Source organism: Microthrixaceae bacterium, from assembly GCA_023957975.1.
GTDB lineage: Bacteria > Actinomycetota > Acidimicrobiia > Acidimicrobiales > Microtrichaceae > JAMLGM01.
Window position 1 is genome coordinate 1 of the sequence record JAMLGM010000008.1, and the last position, 18,173, is coordinate 18,173.

General features: G+C 64.4%; 18 protein-coding genes. 10 read left to right on the forward strand and 8 right to left on the reverse strand.

The annotated features are described in order from the left end of the window. The 4 genes from M9952_11780 to M9952_11795 all read left to right on the forward strand — a co-directional run. Nucleotides 1-1,123, forward strand: a 1,123-nt coding sequence (locus M9952_11780; GenBank protein MCO5313600.1) for an amidohydrolase, incomplete at its 5' end; no start/stop codon positions are given. Beyond that, a complete protein-coding gene (locus tag M9952_11785; GenBank protein MCO5313601.1) occupies nucleotides 1,120-2,748 on the forward strand; it encodes a FadD3 family acyl-CoA ligase in 1,629 nt (542 codons plus the stop codon). The genes M9952_11780 and M9952_11785, both read left to right, overlap by 4 nt. Before the next feature lie 141 nt (nucleotides 2,749-2,889). Continuing rightward, on the forward strand, nucleotides 2,890-3,297 hold the full coding sequence (locus M9952_11790; GenBank protein ID MCO5313602.1) for a helix-turn-helix domain-containing protein: 408 nt from the start codon (nucleotides 2,890-2,892) through the stop codon (nucleotides 3,295-3,297). After that, complete coding sequence (locus M9952_11795; GenBank protein ID MCO5313603.1) at nucleotides 3,297-3,842, forward strand: PIN domain-containing protein; 546 nt, start codon at nucleotides 3,297-3,299, stop codon at nucleotides 3,840-3,842. The genes M9952_11790 and M9952_11795 overlap by 1 nt, the downstream gene beginning before the upstream one ends. A 111-nt stretch (nucleotides 3,843-3,953) precedes the next feature. On the opposite strand, the gene M9952_11800 is transcribed toward M9952_11795, so the two are convergent. From M9952_11800 to M9952_11820, 5 genes are all read right to left on the reverse strand, one after another. Continuing rightward, nucleotides 3,954-5,003 (reverse strand): carbohydrate-binding domain-containing protein, encoded by a 1,050-nt coding sequence (locus tag M9952_11800; GenBank protein MCO5313604.1) that lies wholly within the window; start codon nucleotides 5,001-5,003, stop codon nucleotides 3,954-3,956. 121 nt (nucleotides 5,004-5,124) lie between these two features. Beyond that, nucleotides 5,125-5,706, reverse strand: coding sequence for a TetR family transcriptional regulator (locus M9952_11805; GenBank protein MCO5313605.1), 582 nt, complete (start codon nucleotides 5,704-5,706; stop codon nucleotides 5,125-5,127). A gap of 98 nt (nucleotides 5,707-5,804) precedes the next feature. Further along, nucleotides 5,805-6,686 carry an enoyl-CoA hydratase-related protein gene (locus tag M9952_11810; GenBank protein MCO5313606.1) on the reverse strand — a complete coding sequence of 294 codons (882 nt, stop codon included), beginning with the start codon at nucleotides 6,684-6,686 and terminating at the stop codon, nucleotides 5,805-5,807. A 45-nt stretch (nucleotides 6,687-6,731) separates the two neighbouring features. Continuing rightward, nucleotides 6,732-7,490 carry an SDR family oxidoreductase gene (locus tag M9952_11815; protein MCO5313607.1) on the reverse strand — a complete coding sequence of 253 codons (759 nt, stop codon included), beginning with the start codon at nucleotides 7,488-7,490 and terminating at the stop codon, nucleotides 6,732-6,734. A gap of 146 nt (nucleotides 7,491-7,636) precedes the next feature. Continuing rightward, entirely contained in the window at nucleotides 7,637-8,911 is a 1,275-nt protein-coding gene (locus M9952_11820; protein MCO5313608.1) for an acyl-CoA dehydrogenase family protein, read from the reverse strand. A 172-nt stretch (nucleotides 8,912-9,083) separates the two neighbouring features. Between M9952_11820 and M9952_11825 the strand changes: the two genes are divergently transcribed. The 6 genes from M9952_11825 to M9952_11850 all read left to right on the forward strand — a co-directional run bounded on the left by M9952_11825 (nucleotide 9,084) and on the right by M9952_11850 (nucleotide 15,828). Next, nucleotides 9,084-9,923 carry an amidohydrolase family protein gene (locus tag M9952_11825; protein ID MCO5313609.1) on the forward strand — a complete coding sequence of 280 codons (840 nt, stop codon included), beginning with the start codon at nucleotides 9,084-9,086 and terminating at the stop codon, nucleotides 9,921-9,923. 2 nt (nucleotides 9,924-9,925) lie between these two features. After that, entirely contained in the window at nucleotides 9,926-11,602 is a 1,677-nt protein-coding gene (locus M9952_11830) for an AMP-binding protein (GenBank protein MCO5313610.1), read from the forward strand. Nucleotides 11,603-12,019: 417 nt separating this feature from the next. Then, nucleotides 12,020-13,075 (forward strand): hypothetical protein, encoded by a 1,056-nt coding sequence (locus M9952_11835; protein ID MCO5313611.1) that lies wholly within the window; start codon nucleotides 12,020-12,022, stop codon nucleotides 13,073-13,075. A gap of 41 nt (nucleotides 13,076-13,116) precedes the next feature. Next, complete coding sequence (locus M9952_11840; GenBank protein MCO5313612.1) at nucleotides 13,117-13,986, forward strand: hypothetical protein; 870 nt, start codon at nucleotides 13,117-13,119, stop codon at nucleotides 13,984-13,986. Nucleotides 13,987-14,455: 469 nt separating this feature from the next. Beyond that, nucleotides 14,456-14,593, forward strand: a complete 138-nt coding sequence (locus M9952_11845) for a hypothetical protein (protein ID MCO5313613.1) — start codon at nucleotides 14,456-14,458, stop codon at nucleotides 14,591-14,593. Between the two features lie 77 nt (nucleotides 14,594-14,670). Further along, a complete protein-coding gene (locus M9952_11850) occupies nucleotides 14,671-15,828 on the forward strand; it encodes an epoxide hydrolase (protein ID MCO5313614.1) in 1,158 nt (385 codons plus the stop codon). Between the two features lie 74 nt (nucleotides 15,829-15,902). On the opposite strand, the gene M9952_11855 is transcribed toward M9952_11850, so the two are convergent. From M9952_11855 to M9952_11865, 3 genes are all read right to left on the reverse strand, one after another. After that, complete coding sequence (locus tag M9952_11855; protein MCO5313615.1) at nucleotides 15,903-16,286, reverse strand: aspartate 1-decarboxylase; 384 nt, start codon at nucleotides 16,284-16,286, stop codon at nucleotides 15,903-15,905. A 222-nt stretch (nucleotides 16,287-16,508) separates the two neighbouring features. Further along, entirely contained in the window at nucleotides 16,509-17,129 is a 621-nt protein-coding gene (locus M9952_11860) for a cysteine hydrolase (GenBank protein ID MCO5313616.1), read from the reverse strand. Nucleotides 17,130-17,219: 90 nt separating this feature from the next. Next, nucleotides 17,220-18,152, reverse strand: coding sequence for a TIGR03619 family F420-dependent LLM class oxidoreductase (locus M9952_11865; protein ID MCO5313617.1), 933 nt, complete (start codon nucleotides 18,150-18,152; stop codon nucleotides 17,220-17,222). Nucleotides 18,153-18,173: the final 21 nt, after the last annotated feature.

The window sequence follows — 18,173 nt, forward strand, 5'->3', positions numbered from 1 at the left end:
CAAGTACCTCCCGGAGCGCTACAAGGGGGCCATCGACTACATCGACGTTCGAGGTCGCACCAAGATTGTCGTGCGCGGCCACATCAGCGACTACATCCCCAACCCGACCTTCGACGTCGTCGCCCGCCCCGGCGCCCAGGAGGAGTACTTCCGGGTCGGCAACCCCGAGGGAAAGAGCCGCCGCGAAATCTTCGGCGAGCCCATGCGCTCGATCCCGGCGTTTCGCGAACCGGCCCCGAGACTCGAACTGCTCGACGAGCAGGGCATCGACCGCTGCCTCATGTTCCCGACGCTTGCCAGCCTCGTCGAGGAGCGCATGCGTGACGACCCCGAACTGATCCACGCCGTCACCCACGCACTGAACCAGTGGATGCACGAGACCTGGACGTTCAACTACGAGGACCGCATCTTCGCCACCCCCGTCATCTCGCTGCCCATCGTCGACAAAGCGATCGAGGAACTCGACTGGGTCGTCGAGCGCGGCGCCAAGGTCGTGCTCATCCGGCCTGCGCCGGTGCCCGGGTTCCGCGGGCCACGCTCGTTCGGCCTTCCCGAGTTCGACCCGTTCTGGGAGCGCGTCGCCGAACACGACATCCTCGTGGCCATGCACGCCTCCGACAGCGGATACGAGCGGTACATGAACGACTGGATGGGCAGCGACACCGAGTTCCTGCCGTTCCAACCCCAGGCGTTTCGCATGCTCGCCCAGTGGCGTCCGATCGAGGATTCGGTCTCTGCGCTCATCGTGCACGGTGCGCTGTCGCGGTTCCCGACCCTCAAGGTTGCCGTCGTCGAGAACGGCAGTAGCTGGGTCGAGCCGCTGTTGAAGAACCTCGCCGACATCTACAAGAAGATGCCCCAGGACTTCCTCGAGAATCCGATCGACGTGTTCAAGCGCAACATCTACGTGAGTCCGTTCTGGGAGGAAGACCTCGGGGCGTTGGCTGATTTGATCGGCGTCGATCACGTGTTGTTCGGTTCCGACTATCCGCACTCCGAGGGGTTGGCCGACCCGGCCAGCTACGTCAACGAGCTTGAAGGGCTTCCCGATGAGACCGTGCGCAAGATCATGGGTGCCAACCTCGCCCGCCTCATGAACGTCGAGGACGCGGTGCTGCGATGAGGGCGGGAGCGGGCGACGCGCCGGGTTCGATCGCCGAGCTGTTGGCCCGCACGGTCGAGCGACTCGGTGACCAGCCGGCGGTCGTCGACGGCGACACCCGGCTCACCTATTCCGAACTGGACGAGCGCTCGCGAAGGTTCGGGGCGGCGCTCGTCGAGGGTGGGGTAGCGGTGGGCGACCGCGTGGCCATTTGGGCACCCAACTCCGTGGAGTGGATCGTTGCCGTGTTGGGGCTGTGGCGCATCGGCGCGGTGCTCGTGCCGATCAACACGCGCTTCAAGGGACGCGAGGCGGCGGAGATCCTGCGGCGAAGCGGCGCCACGGCACTCGTGACCGTCACCGACTTTCTCGACACCGATCTCGTCGACCTGGTGCGCAACAGCGGGGTGGAACTGCCCGAGCTACGTGCCACGATCGTCATCTCCGGTCCGGTTCCCGATGGTGCGGTCGGCTGGGACGAGTTTGTGGCCGGCGAGAGCGAATCAGCGCTCGCAGAATCAGCACGGACCGAATCCGCGCTGGCGGAGGTCGATCGACGCGGCGCCGCGTTAAGCGCGGACGATCGCAGCGACATCCTGTTCACCTCCGGCACGACGGGCGTTCCGAAGGGGGTTGTGCAGACGCACGGTCGCACCCTGTGTGTGGCGCTCGACTGGGTGGAGATGACGGGGCTTCGTGGTGGGGATCGCTACCTCATGGTGAACCCGTACTTCCACATGTTCGGGTTGAAGGCGGGCATTCTCGCGGCGATCGCCGCGGGGGCGACGATGTATCCCGAGGCGGTCTTCGATGTCGATCGGGTGCTCGATCGGGTGGAGTCCGATGCAATCACCGTGTTGCCGGGGGCGCCGACGATCTATCAGTCGATCCTCGATCATTCGTCGGGCGGATCGCGTGACCTGTCGAGTCTGCGTGTCGCCGTGACCGGAGCGGCAGACATCCCGGTCGAGTTGATTCGGCGCATGCACACCGAGTTGCCGTTCGAGGTCATCGTCACGGGGTACGGCCTCACCGAGGGTGGTACTGCGGTGGCCACCTCGCCGGGGGACGACTTCGAGGTCATCGCCACGACGGTCGGTCGGCCGCGCCCGAGTTTCGAGTTGCGCATCGTCGACTCCGATGGCGCCGAGCTACCGGCCGGTGAGGCGGGGGAGATCGTCTTGCGAGGTGCCTCGATCATGTTGGAGTACCTCGACGATCCGGGCGCCACCGCCGACACGCTGACCGCCGACGGTTGGCTGAGCACCGGCGACCTCGGTGCGCTGGGCGAGGACGGCAATCTGCGGATCATGGGCCGTTCGAAGGACATGTTCATCGTCGGCGGGTTCAACGCCTATCCCGCCGAGATCGAGAACTCGCTCTTGCGTCACCCCGCGGTGCAGCAGGTCGCGGTCATCGGAATTCCCGACGAGCGACTGGGTGAGGTGGGCATGGCATTTGTCGTACGCGCTCCCGGAGTCGAGGCGACCGAGGCGGAACTCATCGCGTGGAGCCGCGCCGAGATGGCGAACTACAAGGCGCCGCGGAGATTCGCCTTCGTCGACGAGCTACCGATCAACGCGACCGGCAAGGTCGTGAAAGAACAGCTCCGCCAACAAGCCGCCGCGTCCGCCCCGAGCGACTGACCCACTGACTCACGAGCGCGTTCACGCGAACTTTCTGCCGTAAGTGACACGTGGTGTCGCTTTTGGCAGAAAGTTTGAAGGAGCCGGCAGGAAGAAACGGAGGAGTGTTCGTTTGTTTCGTTTAGGGGTAGAGTGGTTGCCGTGAGCGCGCTAACTACCGAAGAGCGTGATCGGGTACGGCAGGCGCTTGACCGCGCCGGGAGCCGCCCTCGGGTCACGGCTGAGGACGGCACGGTGCTCGATCTTCCCGACGCCGTTGCCGAGGCGCTGGCTGAAGTTCTAGCGGCCGCCGCCGACGGCGAACGCCCCTTGGTGCTGCGTTCTTTCGACAGCCTTACGACCGAGCAGGCTGCCGCCGTGCTCGGCGTATCCCGCCCGACCGTCGTGCGGATGATCGAGGCGGGGAAGCTTCCCGCCCACATGGTCGGTACGCATCGCCGCCTCCCCCTGGGTGACGTGCTCGCGTACCGCGACGGTGCCACCAAGCGCCGCGGGGGCGCCCTTGACGAGATGACCCGCCAGGCCGAGGAGCTCGGTCTCTACGACTGATGTCCGGCCTCGTCGTGGGGCTCGACGCCAATGTGCTCGTCCCGATCATCGCATGCGACGTTCTGCTCACTGCCTTTGATCACGGCCTCTACGAACCTGTCGTTTCGACAACGGTGTTGGATGAGGTCGAGCGCACGCTGATAGATGGCTTCCCCCACCTCCCCTCCGAAGCGATCCGCAGCCGGGTGGTAGCGATGCGGTCGGTGCTTGATGATCAGCTGGTCGAAGCCGAGACACGGGGCGTTCCTGTTGAGATCAACCCCAAGGATCGCCATGTTGTCGGCGCGGCGCTCCAAGGGGAGGCAACGCTCGTCGTCACCAATGACGGCCGCCTCCGCAACGAGATCGTCGCTTCGGGTCTTGCGCTTCGCGGCGTCGACCTCGACACCTTCATGACGACACTCTGGGAGTCGGCTCCTGCGGACGTCGTGTCAGTGGTCGACTCCCTCATCCGCAAGCGGCGTCGACCACCAGTCACGAAGAGTGAGATGCTCGCATCCATCGAGAGCCACATGCCCAACCTCGTCGAACGCCTGACCAGATGACGGCCTGTCGGCCGAGCGGGCGCCGGCCGCGCCATTCCCGAGAGCGCGCCCGCCAAAAGGAAGTTTGAAACGGGGGAGGGATCCTCGCTGGGTAGTCGCGAGAGCCGAGGCTCAGCGCCCGACGGGGTCGCCGCCGGGGCGGCCGCCGCCCATTCCGCCGCCGCCCATCATCTGGTTGGTGAGTTCGGTCACCGATTCGCCGTTGACGGTGATCGTGCCCCCGGTCAGTGTCCCCGTGCCGTCGAAGTCGAACGCGGACTGGGCGGTGATATCGATCGTGCCGCCGGTGATCGTGAGATCGCCGTTGCTGTCGATCGCATCGGTGTCGCCGGAAGCCATCACGATGGTGATTCGACCGCCGTTGATGGTGATGCTCAGGCCGGTGGTGATGATGTCCGATGCGGAGGCGTTGATGCCGTCATCTGAGGCGTTGATGGTGATGTCGCCGTCATCGATCACGATCACCGGTGCTTCGATCCCCTCGACGGATTCGACGATGTCGATCGTGCCGCCGTCGATCGTGAGCGAATCCGTGCCTCGGATGCCATCGTCGACGGTGGTGAGGGCATAGGTGCCCGAGGTAATCGCCAGGTCACCCTGTCCGACGATGCCGTCGGCGAAGTTCGCCGTGACATTCAGCATCCCGTTGCCGGTGAGCACCAGGTCATCGGAGGAGTAGATCGCTGCATCGATGTCCTCGTCGCGACGCGTCGCCGCATCGGAGATGGAGTTGTCGGAGTCGTCGGCCAACTCGATGACGGTGAGGTCGGCCTGGTCGACCTGGATCGCCGCACCCGCGGTGCTCTCGATGTTCACGCCGTCAAGCACGATGCGCACGGCTCCGGCGGCGTTCACAGTGACCTGCCCGGTGGAGGAGCCGGTGAGGACGTAGGTTCCGGCGTCGGTGATCGCCAGGCCGTCGTCGCTCAAGGTGACGTCCGTCGACGGCAGCGTGGTCCAATCGACGTCGCCAGCCGCATCGACGTTGGTGGCCGTCGTGGCTGTGGTCGAGTCGGTGGTCGAGTCGGAGTTCGCGGGGTTCGTGGAACTCGTTTGGTTCGACTCGACAGCCTCGTCATTCGAGCACCCGGTCGCAGCCATGAGTGCGGCCGCACCCAGTGCTGCAGCGCTTCGTCGTATGTGTGTCGAAATCCGGTACATCGCGGGGTCCTTATTCGCAGGGAAGTACTGATGCTGTGTCGTCGAAACTACGTAGCCAACCTCCGTGCGCCGAAAGAGATCCCTGTGGATTCCCTGGGAATCGCGATTCGCCACCCTCGGGCTATGAGGGCTCGAACTGGTCGATGAGTCGTTCGACGAGGGCGCGGGTTTCGGCGTGGCCGGTCGACATGCCCAGGCGTTCTTCCATGACGAGCAGCCGACTCACGCTGGTCATCAGCACCAACAACGTGACCGCTGGGTACGACGTGACGTCGACTCCGTATCGCTCGAACACCTCGGTCATGATCTCGAGTTGTTGTGCGCGCAACGCCTCGGCGAATCGACCGATCTCGGCCCGGATGTCCTTGCGGTGATTCGCCAGGGCGGCGAACTCCATGGCAAAGGCCGATCCGGTGGGCTGGTTGCTGAACTCCCACAGCGCTCGCAGCGGTCGCGGCGATTCGAGCACCTGCGCCTGGCGAACGAGCCCGTCCTCGGCCAGTCGACGAAACAGCTCCACGAACAGCTCGTCCATCGTGCGGAAGTAGTAGTGGACGAGCTGAGGCTTCAACCCCGCCTCAGCAGCGACCTTTCGTGAGGTCACCGCCGCGTACCCGTCGGTGAGGATCAACCGCTCGGCGGCATCGAGCAGGGCGGCGCGACTCTCGGAATCCTCGGCTCCGATCCTGCGCGTCGATGACATATCCCTCCCCAAGTCGATCAGTCCACCTCGAGAGGACCAACCCGGACCAACCTCGTCCGGCCTGCTCGGCCAGCGAGGAACCTACCGCAGCGCGGCCGTCACTCGCCGATGAAGTTCGGGGGACGTCGCTCGAAGTACGCCGTCATGCCCTCGCGGAAGTCCTGGGTGCCGAACACGATGTGTTGGGCGCGGGCCTCGTCTTCCAGCGCATCGGCGATGCTGGAATCGAGCCCGGACTCGAGGAGGCGTTTGATGATGCTCAGCGCGGTCGTCGGTCCGTTCGCCAAACGCTGCGCCCACTCGGTCGCAGTCGCCATCAGATCGTCGGGCGCCACCACCTCGTTGACGAGGCCCCATTCGAGCGCCGTTGCCGCATCGACCGCATCGCCGAAGAAGGTCATCTGCTTGGCACGGCGAAGGCCGATGAGTCGCGGCAGGGTCCACGACGCACCGCCGTCGAGGGCCAGTCCGCGCTGGACGAACACCTCACGAAATGTCGCACGCTCCGACGCCACCACGAGATCGCAGGCGACCGCCAGCCCGAGGGCCACGCCGATGGCCACCCCGTCGACCGCGGCAATGGTCGGCTTCGGCAACCGTTGGAGCCGCTGGATGATGTCGCCGACGAGACGCATGTCGTGAATGATGAGCTGGCGCCCCTTGCCGGTGAGCCCACCCTTGTCGACCCGCTCGCCGGCCGCCTCCGCCGCGCGAATCCTCTCCTCGGCGGCGAGTGCCTCGGGCGAACCCGGCTCGGGCTTGGCGGACAGGCCTCCGCTCAGGTCGGCACCGGAGGAGAAGTTGCCCCCGGCTCCGGTGAGGAGGAGCGCCCGGTCGGCCGGGTTCGACTCGACCTCGCGCAGAATCTCGTCGAGATCCATCCAGATCGGCGAATTGATGGCGTTCTTCTTCTCGGGGCGGTTGAGGGTGACGGTGACCAGGCCACCGTCACGCTCCACCAGGGTGTGCTCACTGGTCACGACACTCTTTTCGGGTGGTGGCGAACGGTTGGATGCGTCGGCCGATCACTTCGGGGCGAAGCGTTGGCCGCCGTCGAGGCGGATGCACAGACCGTTCAACATCGGGTTCTCGGCGATGGCGACGACGAGCTTGCCGTACTCCTCGGGGCGACCCATGCGCTTGGGGAAGGCGGCGTCCTTGGTGAGCATGGCGGCGAACTCGTCCGGAATGCCCTCGGTCAGGCCGGTGGAGAACAGGCTCGGCGCGATGGCGAGGGCGCGGATGCCGAGGCCGCCGAGGTCGCGGGCCATCGTGAGGACCATGCCGGCGATGCCCGCCTTGGCCGCGGTGTACGCAACCTGGCCGATCTGACCTTCGTAGGCGGCGATCGAGGCCGTCGAGATGATGACGCCGCGCTCCTCGTCCTCCGGCTCATTCGTGGCCATGTGGGCGGCGGCGAGGCGGGCGACGTTGAACGAGGCGATGAGGTTGAGATTCACCGTGTGCTCGAAGAGTTCGAGCGGGTGCGGCCCTTCCTTGGTGAGTGTGCGCTTGCCGGCGCCGCCACCCGCCGTGTTCACCGAGATGTGCAGACCGCCGAGCGCCTCGACGGCGTCGTTGATGGCGGCTTCGGTGCCGACGTGATCGGTGACGTCGAGCGGATGGAACGTGCCGTTGAGCGACTCGGCGACCGCGGCGCCGTTGGAGGTCGCCTGGTCGAGGATCGCGATCGACACGCCTCGCTGAGCGAGCAGCTCGGCCGATGCCTTGGCCATACCGGATGCGCCGCCGACGATGATTGCCTTCTTACCGTTGAGGTCCACGGATCTGCCCCCTTGAAATGTGGTGTTTGATGAGTTGTCAGTGTATGTCTGTAGAGGTTTGAGCCGCCGTTCGACCTGTTCTGCGATAACCAGTGGTCGTGATCACGACCACTGGTTATCGCAGAACAGGCGGCGGTGCCGCGCAATCAGCGTTCGCGTATCGCACGGAGCACCTCGCCGTAGGGTTGCCCCTTGCCGGGAAGGTCCTCGCGGGGAAGACCGAGGGTGCGCTCGGCGATGATGTTGTGTTGGATCTCGTCGGTGCCCCCGTAGATGCCCGACGCCGGCGAGAACACCATGGCGGAGCCGAACCGGCCCTTCGTGGTTCCCGACCCGATGCCCATCATTGCGTCCGCTCCCGCGAGGGAGACCCCGAGCGCGGCGGAGGTCTTGGTGATCATCGTCTGGATGAGCTTGCCGACGCTCGCCACGCCCGAATCGGTGCCCCTCGCGAGCTCGGCCTTCGCCCGTTCGCCGTTCCAGCGGGCGAGTTGGTTGATCGTGTAGAGCCGTGCCAGGTCTTGGCGCACGAACGGATCGGTGTTCTTGCCGCTGCGTTGCGCGAACTCCACCAACTCCGGGTAGCGAACCATGATGTCGGTGGTCGGGAGTTCGTCACGGCCGGCGTCCGCGGCGTTGCGTCCCCAGAACCCACCCTTGGGCCCCGGCACCGGCCATCCGGCATGGGCCCCGCTCGACAATCCGGTGCGTTCGAAGAAGAGCGTCGTCTGAGTGACGGTCCAACCGTTGTCCTGACCACCGACGAGATCGGCGTGGTCGACCACCGCGTTGTCGAAGAACACCTCGTTGAACACGGCGTCGCCGGTCATCTCACGCAGCGGCCGCACGGTCACCCCCGGCTGATCCATCTTGAATGCGAACCACGAGATCCCGGCGTGCTTGGGCACATCCCAATTCGTGCGGGCCAACAACATGCCGTAGTCGGACTCGTGTGCCATCGAGCTCCAGACCTTCTGACCGTTGATGATCCAACGGTCGCCGTCGCGGTCGGCCCGCGTCGTCAACCCCGCCAGGTCCGACCCAGACCCCGGCTCGCTGAACAGCTGACACCAGTTCGCCTCGCCGCGCAGGATCGGCGGGACGTGGCGCTCGATCTGTTCGGGGGTGCCCTGGGCGAGGATGGTCGGCGCGGCCATCAACAGCCCGAGCCCTCCCGGCGGGCGAGGGGCTCCGGCCTCGGCGAACATCGTCCGCACCGTGTTGACAGCGGTACGAAACAGCCCGCGGCCACCCTGTTCCGGCGGGAGATGCGGGGCGGTCCAGCCGGCGTCGCCGACGATGCGCCACCACACTTCGACACTCAGGCCGGGGTCCCAGTTCTCGGCCAGCCATGCCCGAAGTTCCTCGCGCAGTTCGTGATGAGGCTCGTCGGTCGTCGCGGTTGTCGAACTGTTCGTCACGCTGATGTTCCCCCTTCGAATCGGTCGCCTGAGCACCGTACACGATTGTGAAGTGTCACTTTCCAAATGTGTACAGTAGGACTTTCCAAACACCGTAGGATGTTCCAAAACGCTGCCGGCACGGGCCGCGGCCGCGGCAGGTGCAACACCGTTCGGATCTCAGGGGGACCGCATGACTCGAGTGATCGACTGTCTCGTCAACGTCGACTTCGCCGACCGCTACATGGCCAACTACATGACGCGGGTCAAAGAGGACTACTTCAAGGCCGACGAGTCGTTCTTCTCGAGCCCCGAACTCGGTGAACTCATCGATCTGATGGATGAAAAGGGCGTCGAGAAGGCGATCCTGATCTGCCAGGTCAACGATGTCGACACCCGTTCGCTGCGTTTCGTCGAGGCCCGACCAGATCGCTTCGCCCTCGGCGTCGGCGGCCTCGATCTGCTCAAGCCGATGAAGAACCTGGCGAACCTCGAGGCCTTCGTCGCCAACAACCCGGTGGCCTACGCGTCGGTCGGACCGAGCTTTTGGGGCGACGGCATGTATCCGCCCACCGACGCCGTCTACTACCCGCTGTATGTGAAGTGCTGCGAACTCGACTTGGCGCTGTCGATGAACATGGGCATGCCCGGCCCGCCGCTGCCCGCCGAGCCGCAGAACCCGATCCACCTCGACCGAGTGCTCTATCGGTTCCCCGAACTTCGCCTCGTCATGATGCACGGCGCCGATCCGTGGTGGGAGGTAGCGATTCGCATCATGTTGAAGTACCGCAACGTGCGCATGATGACCTCTGCCTGGGCGCCGAAGTATCTGCCTGAGGTGCTGTTGCATTTCATGCGGACTCGAGGCAAGGAACGGGTGATGTTCGCCAGCGACTACCCGGTGCTCAAACACGAACGACTGCTCGCCGAGGCAGACGCGCTCGACCTGCCCGACGACGTTCGCGACAACTGGCTGTATGGCAACGCCAACTCGTTCTTCTTTCGGGAGAACAGCTTCGGTGAAGAGGCCTGAGCGTGGGCGATCACATCTGGACCCCGTGCGATCCGCGCACCTGCAACGCGGTGCTGGACCGACGCCTCGACACCGATCCCGACGGCGACTACCTCGATGTCTGCGGGACGAGATTCAGCGCCGCCGAGGTCGAATCGGTGGCGAACCGCATCGCGAATTCCTATGCGGGACTGGGCGTGTCGCCCGGCGACCGTGTGGCCACGCTGATCGAGAACTCGCCCGAGGCGATGCTCGTGTGGTGGGGCGCGGTGCGCGGCAACGTCGTCGCCGTGCCGATCAACACCGCCTACAAAGGCGACTACCTCGTTCACCAACTCGTCGATTCCGGTGCGCGGGTGCTGGTGGTGGAGGAGTCCTTCGCCGATCGGGTCGCCGCGGTGGTCGATCGTGTGGCGAACCTCGACCATATCGTGGTGATCGGCGATATCGGAGCGCTCGCGGCTGGCTCAGGGCCTGGCGTTGGGGCTGGTGGAGCAGGTGGCGCTGGGGTGCAGCACGTCATGAGCTGGGGCGAACTGCTCGCCGCCGACGACTCGCGACCAGCAGCCGTCGCACGACCCGGTGATCTGGCGACCTTCGTCTACACCGGCGGCACGACCGGACCGTCGAAAGGGTGCATGCTCAGCCACAACTATCACGTGGCGCTCACCGAACAGATCGGCACGATGTGGGGGCGCACGGCGACCGACGTCGTGTGGACACCGTTGCCGCTGTTTCACTTCAACGCGCTCGTGACCGCCGTGTTGGGGCCGCTGGTGTTCGGTGGTCGCTCGGCGATCTCGCGTCGGTTCTCGGTGTCGAATTTCTGGCCGGAGATGAACCGGACCGGAGCGACGATCACCTCCACGCTCGGCACGATGGCGTACCTGTTGGCTCACGACGAGGACCGTCCAGAGATGCCGCGGTCGGGGTCGGAGTCGGCGAACTCCTCACTGCGGTTGTTGGCCGCGGCGCCATTGCCCCCCGAGGTTGACGAGACGATCAAGGGTCGCTTCGGGGTCGCCACGTTCAGCGGTGGCTACGGGGTGACCGAGGCGTCGATGATCTCGTGGCTGCCGCCCGGTGTGACCAACCGACCCGCTGCGGCCGGTGTGGTGAACGACGCCTATTTCGACGTGCGGATCTTCGACGATGACGACAACGAGTTGCCCACCGGTACCGACGGCGAGATCGTCATTCGGCCCAAGCGCCCCCAGGTGATGTTCGAGGGGTACTGGGGTCGGCCAGATGCGACGGTCGAGACGAGTCGGAACTGGTGGTATCACACCGGCGACATCGGCCGGATCGACGAGGACCGGTTCCTGTACTTCGTCGATCGCAAGGCCGACTACCTGCGGCGGCGCGGCGAGAACATCTCGAGCTTCGAGGTCGAACGGATCCTCATGAAGCACCCGGCCATCGCGGACGTCGCAGTGCATGCGGTGTTCAGCGAACTCACCGAGGACGACCTCAAAGTCACCGCGACGATCGCAGTCGGTGAGGAGGTGAGCGAAGAGGAGCTGTTTCGCTGGTGCCTCGACGAACTGCCGTACTTTGCGCTGCCGCGCTATGTCGAGTTCCGCGCCGAGTTGCCGCGCAGCCCGGTCGGGCGGGTGCTCAAGCGGGAGTTGCGTGACGAGGGGGTCACGGCGGCGACGTGGGATGTCGAAGCGGCGGGGATCACCTACGAGCGTCGCTGATCTCGACAACACTGGCGGGCACGAGTGTGGTCGCTGTACCCACACGCGGCGCTCAAACATGAGCGACGACGCCTGTTCCGTCGGCCTGTACTTTCACCTTGCGCGCGCTGGTAGCTTTCATCCGTCAAGTGCCTTCCTCGTTACTCCTCTGGCCGCTTCATAACACCCAGAAAGGCCCACGAGTTAGGGCACCTGTCGTGATCGGGAACTCTCAACCCATATCACCCCGTGAAGGATCACGGGTTAGAGCAGAGTCTAGGAGAGTGAGGCATGCGTAAGAGATGCGATATTGCGGTCTTGGCTTTCGTTGCTGCGGCAATGCTCTCCGGCTGTGGTGATGAGTCCGAGGAAATTGGACGACGATCAGAACCTCAGTCGTCACCGATCTCAGGCGTTCCAAATGTCGACGTTGAGCCGATGAATGAGTTGACGTGGGGGCCGCTCGTGGCGTCGGCAGCGGTCGAAGTCGTGGTCGCTGATACGGAGTTGACGCCCGAGGTCGACGGCGAGCGGAAATGGCGTGCTGTCGGGCGGGTCTTCTGGCGCAACACAGGTGAAGAGAATTGGGTTGAAACACCGCAATTGAGCGTGGAGCGGTCGGCGATCTCCGCGCTGGCGGTGCGGGAGCGCGAAGTGCTCGTGGCGGTCGCCGAGTGTCCGTCTGATTTCGCCCAGGATGCAACTCAGCCTTGCGGATCCGCTCAACTGCAAACGCTCGATCTGGAGTCGAGGGAGTGGAGTCGGCGCGCCGATCTTCCTGGTGGAGACAATGAGTCGCTCGTCGGCCTTTGGGGTACGGCGAGCGGTTGGATCGCGGCCACACAACGGCTCGGTGAGACGGCGATGGGGTGGTACCTGTCCAACGACGCGATGACTTGGGCGACGGTGGCAGAGGACGTGAGCCCGACTCTCGACGAGATAACGGTCTCCGGTGGGATGTGCGTCCTCGAAACCGGGGACATCATCTGGTGGTTTCCCACGGTGGACGGCGCGGTGGACCCAGCAACACGTCTGCCCCAGTCGTGGGATCAGGTTCGAGGTACGACGATCAAGCGATGGAATCCTACCTCAGGCGAGTTTGCTCTCGCGGAAGCGACCGACTGGGATTTCGGGTTCGCCTGTACCTCGAAGGTCGTTGTGGGCACACAGCGGCGGGTCGACGGGCCTGGAGTGACCTCAGCGAGCCGGGTGAATCTTGATGATTTCACAGCGGTCGAGCCGAGGATGAAGGTCAGTGAGGCGCCCGTGATGGCGACGGGCGTCAGGTCCGCGTCGAATGCTGTGCTTGTCTTGGTTGGCTCCGTGGGTACAAGTACGTCGGCCGTGGCATGCTCGGACATTGAATGTGAAACGATGGTTCAGGCTCTGGTGCAACAGAGTGCCAAGGTCCAGATACTTGGTCGAGTGTGGGATGGGCTGCTCTTAGCTACAGAACACGGGCTCGAGGTCAACGAAATGACGCCAATCCGGTGAAGAAAGGGTACATCCTTGCTGCGATAGTGATGGTAACCGTTATGCTCTTTACATCCGGATTCGATGCCTCAGCCGATGTTCATGGAACGCAACAGATGCACACTGGGTCAGGCGTCAGGTTTGCCTATCAATGGAATATATATGGCCTGAGAGGGGCCCAGGCGGGAACAATGAATCCCGCTGCTGAACTTGGGGGCCTGATCGCTCAAGATCTTTACTACAACTGGTCGATGGGGGCACCGATATTCGGGCTGGCCGTCCAGGAAGCCTGTGCAGAGCACCTGTGGGCTGTTGCCGTCAGTCTGGCGTACCTGGGGTTGCCGGTCTATCAAAATGTGTTCAATCGAACATTGACACCTGTAAAAAACGGAAACCCTCGTACGGACTGCACGCAGTTCGGTAACTTTGCGCTTGCACTCGGCAATCCTGTCGCGTTCAGTCGAGATCTACCGTTTTCTGCGCAGTCGGCTGGCCAGAACCGAAGCATTCCTGGGCAGGAGCAACGTGGTATTGGGTGTATTGCGGCCCGATTCATGGGAGTTGATCATATCGTCTGCTCGACCCATCTCGTCAATGGCAGCCATGCTATGACGCGTGTCTACCAGATGAACGAAGCTCTTGCGTCGGTTCACGGTACCTCCCCGCTGATTCTTGGATTGGATGCGAATGCCATCCCATCCGAGGCTGCTCTAGATTCGCCTTCCATATTTGGGTACACGAAGGTCGATGCCGCTTGTGCTGGAGTGCCATCGTGCGTTACGGCGTACACGCACTCGGTCATCTCTTCGGTAGCGACATGGAATCGGAAGTATGATTACATATTTGTCCGCGGATATAATCCCATTCCGCGCTCGTTCGTATTTGCATTGCCGTCTTGGTCTGACCACGCACAGGTCTACGGCTATGCGTAGGAACCGCCCTCGCTAGACCGGTAAAACCGTCCGGACATGCTCCGTATCCATATTAATCAAGGATGGTGCCCGGTAAATGGTTCGGACCGGAGCGAAGACATCTCCGCTTGAAACGGCAGAGTCCGTATCTGATGGAGTGAAACAGGCCACGCTCAAGATTCGGTTGGGTGTGAAATAAGCGTGCACTCGATCGTTGATTAGGGCCGTCAGGATCTCGTGGATTTAGTCACCGAAGCTATTCATTTCGATTCTGAATCATGTTAGCGCTCAGTTCGGTGATCTGTCTTGTGTCTTGGTCGCTCGTCACCCAGCGGCTTCGGATTTCGAGAGCTAGCGAACCGCTGGTGCCTTACGCATTGACCTTCCGGTGGGCGATATAGGGTTATGGGAGGCCTTCATTCACTAGCCCGGTGGCGATGTCACCGCGAGCCTGGCGAGCGCGCTGGAGACCTGGGTCATCCTTGGCGAAGTGAACGAGAAGTTCGAATCGTTCTACGACGAAGCCGGCGCATTCATGCTCCCCGGACGCAGCGCCGTCCTCGGTCTGGTCGCCATCTCTGACGCGTACGACCCCGCAGCGGCGGGGATCGCCTACGAGCGTCGCTGATCTCGACAACACTGGCGGGCACCAAGGGGTTCTCGAGGGAGGGTGAAGTGTCGGAGAGTGAAGTGTCGGAGGGTGATGTGACAGGGCATGGGTTGGCGGTCGGTGAGCCGGTGTCGTTTCGGGTCGAGATCTCCGATGAGGAGATTGCGGATCTTCGCCGTCGTCTCGAACACACTCGTTGGCCCGACCCCGAACCGGTCGATGACTGGAGCCAGGGCGTGCCGCTCGACTACGTCCGTGACCTGTGTCAGTGGTGGGCCCGGGATTACGACATGGGCCTCGCTGATCGGGTGAACGCATTCGATCAGGTGAAGGTCGACATCGACGGTCTCGGCTTTCACGCCATTCATGCGCGTTCTGCCGAACCGGATGCTCTGCCGTTGGTCCTCACGCATGGCTGGCCGGGAAGCGTGGTGGAGTTCCTCGACGTCATCGGCCCGCTCACCGATCCCGTCGCCCACGGTGGAGACGCTGGCGATGCGTTCCACGTGGTCGCGCCGTCGCTGCCCGGGTACGGGTGGAGCGACAAGCCGACCGAAACCGGGTGGGGACTCGACCGAATCGCCGCGGCGTGGCGGGCGCTGATGGGCGTGTTTGGTTACGAGCGTTATGTCGCCCAGGGCGGTGACTGGGGTTCGGGGGTGACCTCGACGTTGGGGGCGCTGGGGGAGGGCGGCCCGGTCGCCATCCATCTCAACATGCCGTTCGCTTTCCCCGATCCGGACACGATGGGCGATCTGACCCCGACGGAGACCGCCGCGCTCGCCGACATGATGGAGCATGCCGAGTCGGGGATGGGGTACTCGTCGCAACAGTCGACTCGGCCTCAGACACTCGGGTACGGGCTCGCGGACAGCCCGGCGGGCCAGCTGGCGTGGATCGTCGAGAAGTTCTGGGCGTGGACCGACCACGACGGCACCCCCGACTCGGCGTTGAGTCGAACCCAGATGCTCGACGATGTGAGCGCCTACTGGTTCACCGACACCGCGGCGTCATCTGCCCGCCTGTATTGGCAGGATTTCAAGAAGCTCCAGGCGCCGTCGGCCATCTCGGTGCCGGTGGGCGTGACGGTGTTTCCTCGGGAGATCATCCGGCCGTCGCGGCGATGGGCCGAGAAGGCCTATCCGACGTTGGCATGGTTCGAGGAGGTCGAGGCCGGCGGGCACTTCGCGGCGCTCGAACAGCCAGAGATTTTCGTCGACCAATTACGTCGCTATTTCCGCCAGTTCCGCTGATTGTGCTGGCCCATTGCCCGTTCTCCGATAACCAGTGGTCGTGATCACGACCACTGGTTATCGGAGAACGAGCGTCAGGAGGCCGCGGCGGCGTTCGCTGCGATGTCCTCGGACACGATGCGGTTATCGGCGTCGACGTGCACGACGGTTGGCACATGGCTGGCGAGTTCGGCCTGTTCGACATCCACATAGGAGATGATGATCACGAGGTCGTCGCGGTGCACGAGGTGCGCGGCCGCTCCGTTCACACAGATGACACCCGAGCCCCGGGGGCCCTCGATGACATAGGTCTCGAGTCGGGCGCCGTTGGTGACGTCCACCACCGCGACCTGTTCGTATTCGAGGAGGTCTGCGGCGTCCATGAGGTCGCGGTCGATGGTGATCGAGCCGACGTAGTCCAGGTTCGCGTCGGTCACCGTCGCCCGATGGATCTTCGCATTCAGCATTCGACGTCTCATCTCGGGCTCCTGTTCGGGGTCGCGCGTTCGATTGAACACCCCAAACGGATGTCTCGTCGCTCGCTGCGGCGAAACGGTCGAATGAGGTGGGAGATGTCGTACAACCAGGCGCTCAGGCCCGTGTCGTCGACCCGGTCATCGTAGCGGGGGATCGTAGCGGGGGATCGGCATCGGCATCGGTCCCGATCGCCAGCCTCAGGCGACCTCGGGCTCAAGCGAGCTTCACTCCCAAGCGGCGAGCAGGTCGTCGGTGGTGACGACGGTGGCGAGCAGCGACAGCGTGTTGTCGATGACGGCGTTCGCATAGTCGGTCGGCACTCCGGCCACGGCGTCGCGGGGCAGAACGACGTCGTAACCGAGGTTCACCGCATCCATCACGAAGTTGGTGATCGCGACGTTCACCGACACGCCGGTCACGATGATGGTGCGCACCCCGAGGTTGCGCAGGACGATGTCGAGGTCGGTGCCGGCCATCGGGCCGACCCCGTGCCATCGGGTGAGCACGAGATCGCTCGGCTCCGGCCCGAGTTCGGGCAGGAGCGAGGCGCCTTCGGTGCCGCGTTCGAGTTGGAGCCCGAGTCCGGCGGCGGCGGCAAAGAGCCGTGCGTTGTGGTTCGATCCTCGTCCGTCGGCGCGGCGCTCGGCGAGGCAGTGCACGACGGTGGCGTCCACGCAGCGTGCAGCATCGAGCAGACGAACGAGGTTCGGGATCGCTTCGCGCCGGGCCTCGGCCGCGAGTTCGGCGAGTCCGGCGTTGGGTCCGATGACCGCACCCTGGCATTCCTGGGTGACGATGGCGGTGTGGCCGGGTGCGACGAGTTCATTGAGTGGGCGGCGTGCCATGTTGCTTCCTTCGGGTGCTGACCCCCGGCTCCCGGCTCGTTCTCCGATAACCAGTGGTCGTGATCACGACCACTGGTTATCGGAGAACGGTCAGGTGGCGGGGAATTCGGTGGCGGGGAATTCGGCGATGACCTCGCGGCCGAATCGTTCGATGGTGTCGATGAGTTCGGCCCGGTTCTCGCCGCCGAGCGCCACGCTCGACCAGGTCACGCCGACCGCTTCGAGGGCGCTCAGCCGGCTGCACTGGTGATCGCGTGACGCTGCGATGTCGCTGAGCAGCGCCTCGGACCAGCAGATGTCGAACGCATCACCTGGGGCATCGCCGCCGAGAGTGCGCAGTTCCCGCACCCGCCCGATACCCGCCGCGAGGTCGTCGACCGATTCGATCGCTGCGGTACGCGACGCCTTTGCGTACCCGGAGGTGTGGAAGGGGGCCCAGCCATCGTGGCGGGCCGCCCGGCGCATCGCCGCGGTGCTGTTGCCTCCGACCCACACCGGTGGTCGGCGACCGGTTACCGAGCGGGGCCGCAACCGCACGCCGCGGGCGGAGAACCCCTCGCCCTCCCACACGACGTCGTCGTCGCCGTACACCGCGTCGAGCACGGCGAGCGCCTCGTCGAGTTGCGCTCCGCGGCTGGCGAAATCGATCCCGAGTGCGGCGAATTCGGGCTTCAGGTATCCGGCCGCCACCCCGAGGATCAGCCGGTTTCCCGAGAGGACGTCGAGACTGTGCACGCTCTTGGCCCCGAGGAACGGGTTGCGGTAGGCAGCGACATAGATGTTGGTGTGCAGCGCGATGTTGGGATCGGCGGTCGCAGCGATGCCGAGGGCGACGAACGGGTCGAGCGCATGGTGGCCGCCGTGGTCGAGCCATTTGGCGTCGGGCGCGGGGTGGTCGGTGACGTAGACCGCTGCGAAGCCTGCCCGGGCGGCCGCAGCGGTCACCTCGGTGATTGCTGCGAGCGAGACGAACTCCTCGGCCTGATCAACTCGTTGGGTTGGTAGCTCCAAAGAGAACCGCATCTACCTCTGCTCCTTCGTCAT